A 6,185-nucleotide genomic window follows, 5' to 3' on the forward strand; every position below is an offset into this window, starting at 1 on the left:
TAATTTCATTAATGCGCTTGATCCCACAGGAATGGACATTTGGGAAATTAACAATGAAGGGAGAATAATAAACCGCATTAAAGATCGAACACAAGATGCTTTTTTTATGGTAGCATTAAATGAAAACGGAGAATACCAAAGGACTTTCACTATCGATAAAGAAGGAAATAAACAGTACAATAATATTATCTTCAACTATGGAACTATCGAATCACAAAACTCAATATCTTATTATAATCAGAAACAAAATAAGAAAGATACTTATGATGAATATAAAATAAGAGGAGATACAAATGGAAAATCTTTATTCGAATTTTTAAGCTTCAATGTTACTGGAAGTTCTTCACAAGTTGAGATAGGGCTTGCTCAAACTGGGATACCAGGAGATAAAGGACTTAATTTCATTACAACAGGACATATAAAAGGGAAAGAACCTGGAGGATCATATCTAATGTCTGGGCGCTTATATTACAATTACACAATTAGGTCGATAATACATAGTCATCCTATATCAAAATATGCAAGTCCAAATGATATAGGTTTTAAAGACGAAGTTAATAGAGTTTTACAACAATATCAATTACCTATTCCTCAATACCAAATATTTCATGTGCCTAGCAAACGATATATTAATTTTTAAATTATGAAACTAAAACGCTTTATTGAGTTATTCATTCTTTTCTTTTTTTTCGGAATAGTAACCTGTCAATCTCAAGCTTCTATTCCTAAAGTTGAAAAAAATTATAAAAATGTACCGGAACTGATTATTAAAGACAGTCTGTTTCTATGTGGTATAGATTCTTTGATATTCAAATCTTTTTGTCCAGAAATCAAAAGGAAAGTCTTCAAAACCTTTAATATTATCAGCCAAAAAAGAGATGAATATTTTTCTTTAATTTTTAGTTTGTGTCCCCAATTCGAATACTACGAAAGAGTAGCTTTAAAAGGATATTTCAAATACAAGGACTATATTTTTATATGGTATGGAGATATTCCTCAATATTTGGGAGATGTTTCTAACAAAGAAAAGAAAATCCCATATGTCTCCCAACCATCTTATATGAAAACTGAAACAACAGAATTTTATTTTAATTACACATTCAAAAAATTGTCATTGACAGGTCTCTGCTGTATGCAACATTACATTAGAAAGTAATACCATAAGAAAATATGAACGAGAAGATATATTATAACGAAGATCTTCCGGAGGGTGTCGAGCCTCTTTATAACGGGAATATCGCCGATGTCTATTATTCGGCTCACGACAGCGCGCACTTCAGATTGTCTTATGACGGGCTGAACAGGCTTACCGCTTCTCAACAATATACTCGAGACGGGGTTAAAACCGCTGCGGCCGAGGCTTTTACTTACGATAAAATGGGGAATATCACTGCTATCGAATTGCCATCTTCTCAAAATGCGCAATATTTCGGATACCAACTCGGAATAAGAGATCTTTTAATAGCTCCTTTTTCTATTCTCGACAGATATACCAGAAGTATTCCTACTTTATATAAACGTTTAACTAAATAGTTATGAAAAAGATTATTTATATCCTATCGCTTATCGCTATCGGTTCGATATATTCCTGCTCTGAAAAAAAACAGAAATATAACAACGAACCCAGCAACTTCTTTTTTAAAGTTCCGGGAACAGATATCGGAATAACCACCTCTAAAGTACCAGGTGCTCAATTTTATGTCGTATTTGCAAAAGATAGCGTTCTACCTTCAGATACCGTTGACTATATAAAGTATGAAACCAATCAATCAACTATTTTGAATTTCGTATTTGACCCCCGTAACAAAAAAGCCATTTACATATTAGCTTCTGATGATATTACAGAAATTAATATTCTTAATGACAGTCTGGAAATACTACGAGAGGCTGAATTCGACTCTCTTTTTTTTGAACCTCGCTTTAGAACAGAACCTCCAATTCTAAAATATCCATATATCCAAGTAAATATATATCCGAGTCATTATACAATATCAATGACTAAATACGAACCTGTTAATAATTATATAAAAGAAGGTGACATTTATGGTGGTTGGTAAATCTTCTCATACAAGAAATTTTTGACCGAATTTTATATTAAAAAGCGACATCCACAAGTCATTCTTTCATCAAGAAAAAATACTCTAATAAAGCATTAGTCATCAACTAATTAAATCCTCATAAATAACTCTTATAAAAATTTTCACCAAATCTATTTTCTTGCTTCGAATAAGCTTCGTAACTTTATCCCCATACAAAGTAACAGTCATTATATTTATCATGCATCCATTTATACATTTACACGTCCATTCTCAATATTCTATTCTTGACGGACAAGCGAGTATACAGGCTTTGGTCGATAAAGCTATGCGTGACGGCATGCGGGGTATTGCCATTACCGATCACGGCAATATGTTCGGTATCAAAGAATTTTATAATTACGTAAATAAAAAAAATGGAGGTGTCAAAAGCGAGATAAAAGACCTGAAAAAAAGAATATCGGACATCGAAAACGGAAAAATAGAATGTGAAGACCGGGATGCCGAACTCTCACGCTGTAAGGCTGAGTTGGAAGAGAAAGAAAAAAAACTCTTCAAACCGATTATCGGTTGCGAAATGTATGTGGCAAGAAACCGCTTACAAGACAAAAACGGTAAACCCGATCAAAGCGGATACCACTTGATCGTTCTTGCAAAAAATCTGAAAGGGTACAAAAACCTGATTAAATTGGTATCAAAAGCTTGGACCGAGGGTTTCTATATGCGTCCAAGAACCGACCGTGTCGAACTGGAAAAATATCATGAAGGGCTGATCGTCGCATCTGCCTGTTTGGGTGGTGAAGTCCCGAAAAAAATAAACAAAGGTTTGCTCGACGAGGCAGAAGAAGCGGTACGATGGTACAAAAACCTGTTCGGTGAAGATTACTATCTGGAATTACAACGGCACAAAGCTACCGTGCCGAATGCCAATCACGAAGCATATCCTTTACAGGTGCAAGCTAATGCCAAAATTCTGGAATATGCAAAAAAATATAATATCAAAGTAATCTGTACCAATGACGTGCATTTTGTTGATGAAGAACATGCAGAGGCTCACGACCGGCTGATCTGCCTGAGTACGGGAAAAGACCTTGATGACCCCAACCGCATGTATTATTCGAAACAGGAGTGGATGAAAACAACCGAAGAGATGAACGCTCTCTTCGCCGATGTTCCCGAAGCTCTTATCAACACCAATGAAATACTGGATAAGGTGGAGTTCTATTCGATCGATCATGCTCCTATCATGCCGACATTCGCTATTCCTGAAGAATTCGGGACAGAAGAAGAGTATCGGAAAAAGTTCACGGAAAAAGATCTGTTCGATGAATTTACTCAGGATGAAAACGGGAATGTCGTTATGGACCAGGTCGCTGCGGAAGCTAAAATAAATACTTTAGGAGGATATGACAAACTATACCGTATCAAACTGGAAGCAGACTATTTAAAGAAATTAGCTTTCGACGGGGCAAAAACTCGTTATGGAGATCCATTAAGCCCGGATGTAAAGGAACGGCTGATCTTCGAGCTCCATATTATGAAAACAATGGGTTTCCCGGGATACTTCTTGATCGTGCAGGACTTTATCGCCGCAGCACGCAACATGGGGGTATCGGTAGGTCCGGGGCGAGGATCGGCTGCCGGATCGGCAGTTGCCTACTGTCTCGGGATTACCCAGATAGACCCGATACAATATGACTTGCTGTTCGAGCGTTTTTTGAATCCCGACCGTATTTCTTTACCGGATATAGACATCGACTTCGACGACGACGGACGAGGAGAAGTACTTCGTTGGGTAACCGACAAATACGGGCACGAAAAGGTAGCTCATATTATTACCTACGGTACTATGGCAACCAAAATGGCTATCAAAGATGTTGCCAGAGTAGAGAAATTGCCTCTTTCCGAATCAGACCGTCTCACAAAACTGATTCCCGACAGATTGCCTGAAATAGACGGTAAATCTCCTAAAATCAATCTAAAAAATTGTATTGCCGCAGTTCCCGAATTGCAACAAGCCTGCGAATCGGAAAATATGTTGATACGCGACACGATGAAATACGCTCGTATGCTTGAGGGAAACGTTCGGGGTACGGGTGTCCATGCTTGCGGGACGATTATTTGTCGAGATGATATTACCGATTGGGTTCCGGTAAGTACTGCCGATGATAAAGAGACCGGTGAAAAAATGCTGGTCACTCAATATGAAGGTTCGGTAATCGAAGATACGGGATTGATAAAAATGGACTTCCTGGGATTGAAAACACTATCGATTATCAAAGAAGCCGTAGCGAATATAAAATCTCACCGAGGCATCGATATCGATATCGACAAAATATCGATAAACGACGATGCGACCTATAAATTGTACAGCGAAGGGAAAACCGTGGGAACATTCCAGTTTGAATCGGCCGGAATGCAAAAATATTTGCGCGAACTGCAACCGACGACCTTTGAAGACCTCATCGCCATGAATGCTCTCTATCGACCAGGACCTATGGATTATATTCCGCAGTTTATCGACCGGAAACATGGAAGAGAGCCAATCGTATACGATATTCCGATTATGGAAAAGTACCTGAAAGATACTTACGGAATTACAGTGTATCAAGAACAGGTGATGCTTCTCTCACGGTTATTGGCAGACTTTACACGCGGACAGTCCGATGCTTTGCGTAAAGCGATGGGAAAAAAATTAAAGGATAAACTGGATGCTTTAAAACCGCTGTTTATAAATAACGGACAAAAAAACGGGCACGATCCCAAAACTTTGGAAAAAATCTGGGCTGACTGGGAAAAATTCGCATCGTACGCATTCAACAAGTCTCATGCGACATGCTACTCTTGGGTGGCTTACCAGACAGCTTACCTGAAGGCCAACTACCCTTCGGAATATATGGCAGCCGTGATGAGCCGCAATATCTCGAATATTACGGAAATCACCAAACTCATGGATGAATGTAAAGCTATGGGTATTAAAGTGCTCGGTCCGGATGTAAACGAAAGTAATTTGAAATTCAACGTTAACAAAGACGGCAATATCCGCTTCGGATTGGGAGCTGTAAAAGGTGTAGGAGAAAGTGCTGTCCGCAGTATTATGGAAGAAAGAGAGAAAAACGGTCCGTTCACCAGTATTTTTGATTTTGTGCAACGGGTCAATTTGAATGCTTGTAACAAGAAGAATATAGAAAGTCTTGCCTTATCCGGAGGATTCGACAGTTTTCCGGAAATAAAAAGAGAACAATATTTCGCTCAAAACAGTAAAGGTGAAGTTTTCCTCGAAACCCTTGTTCGCTACGGTAACAAATATCAAGTAGATAAAGCGGCTCAAATTAACTCTCTGTTCGGAGGAAGCGATGCTATAGAAGTAGCCAAGCCCGAAATTCCCGCTGCCGAAAGCTGGTCTGATTTGGAACGACTGGAAAAGGAACGGGATTTAGTAGGAATTTACCTGTCTGCACATCCTCTGGACGACTATGCTTTGACTCTCGAATATGGATGCAATACCCGAATGAGCGAACTGGAAGACCGTCAAGCCTTAATCAATAAAGATATTGTCATGGGCGGTATCGTAACAGGTTTCAGAGAAGGAATGACAAAAACCGGTAAACCATTCGGAATTCTAAAAATCGAGGATTATTCAGGATCTGCCGAGATACCTCTTTTCGGAAAAGATTTCGTCGATTTCCGGAAATTCGGATATAACGGCATGTATCTGCTTATCAAAGCAAAATGTCAACCCCGAAAATTCAATGAAAGCGTTCTGGACATACGGATCGTCTCGATAGAGTTATTGCAAGACGTAAAAAATAAATTATTGGAAAGTCTTACTGTAGTAATTCCGATCGACCAGATCAACAACGGTATAATAGAGCCGCTGACAGACCTGCTCAAACCCGATAAAGAATCGAATACCGAACTTTTCTTCGAAATCTATGATCCTGAAGAAAAATATCAAGTAAAGCTTTTCGCCCGATCACACAAGGTTAACGTAACAAAAGACCTAATCCGATTTATCGAAGATAACAACGGATTATCATTCAAGATAAACGGAATTTCCCGAAAAGAGATGCAACGCAATACCGAAGAGGCCGAAGATGAACTGGTACTATACGGGACAGAGGCATCGGCTTAAAAACATATTTATAA

Annotated in this window: 5 protein-coding genes; all 5 read left to right on the forward strand. The window is 38.6% G+C overall.

The features are described from left to right. Positions 1-640 (forward strand): hypothetical protein (locus AC1WHX_RS09785; RefSeq protein ID WP_481229251.1); only part of this gene is annotated, 640 nt, incomplete at its 5' end. Positions 641-643: 3 nt separating this feature from the next. After that, complete coding sequence (locus AC1WHX_RS09790) at positions 644-1,156, forward strand: hypothetical protein (RefSeq protein WP_481229253.1); 513 nt, start codon at positions 644-646, stop codon at positions 1,154-1,156. Between the two features lie 14 nt (positions 1,157-1,170). After that, on the forward strand, positions 1,171-1,533 hold the full coding sequence (locus tag AC1WHX_RS09795) for a hypothetical protein (protein WP_122338413.1): 363 nt from the start codon (positions 1,171-1,173) through the stop codon (positions 1,531-1,533). Between the two features lie 2 nt (positions 1,534-1,535). Further along, entirely contained in the window at positions 1,536-2,057 is a 522-nt protein-coding gene (locus AC1WHX_RS09800) for a hypothetical protein (RefSeq protein WP_122338414.1), read from the forward strand. Between the two features lie 220 nt (positions 2,058-2,277). Further along, entirely contained in the window at positions 2,278-6,171 is a 3,894-nt protein-coding gene (dnaE, locus tag AC1WHX_RS09805; protein WP_122338415.1) for a DNA polymerase III subunit alpha, read from the forward strand. The last annotated feature ends 14 nt before the right edge of the window (positions 6,172-6,185 follow it).

It is taken from the genome of Coprobacter sp., from assembly GCF_982436375.1.

Excerpts from the sequence above, each read along its gene's own strand:
- AC1WHX_RS09790 (WP_481229253.1), top strand. The coding sequence starts at position 644 with ATGAAACTAAAACGCTTTATTGAGTTATTCATTCTTTTCTTTTTTTTC.
- AC1WHX_RS09795 (WP_122338413.1), top strand. The coding sequence starts at position 1,171 with ATGAACGAGAAGATATATTATAACGAAGATCTTCCGGAGGGTGTCGAG.
- AC1WHX_RS09800 (WP_122338414.1), top strand. The coding sequence starts at position 1,536 with ATGAAAAAGATTATTTATATCCTATCGCTTATCGCTATCGGTTCGATA.
- dnaE (WP_122338415.1), top strand. The coding sequence starts at position 2,278 with ATGCATCCATTTATACATTTACACGTCCATTCTCAATATTCTATTCTT.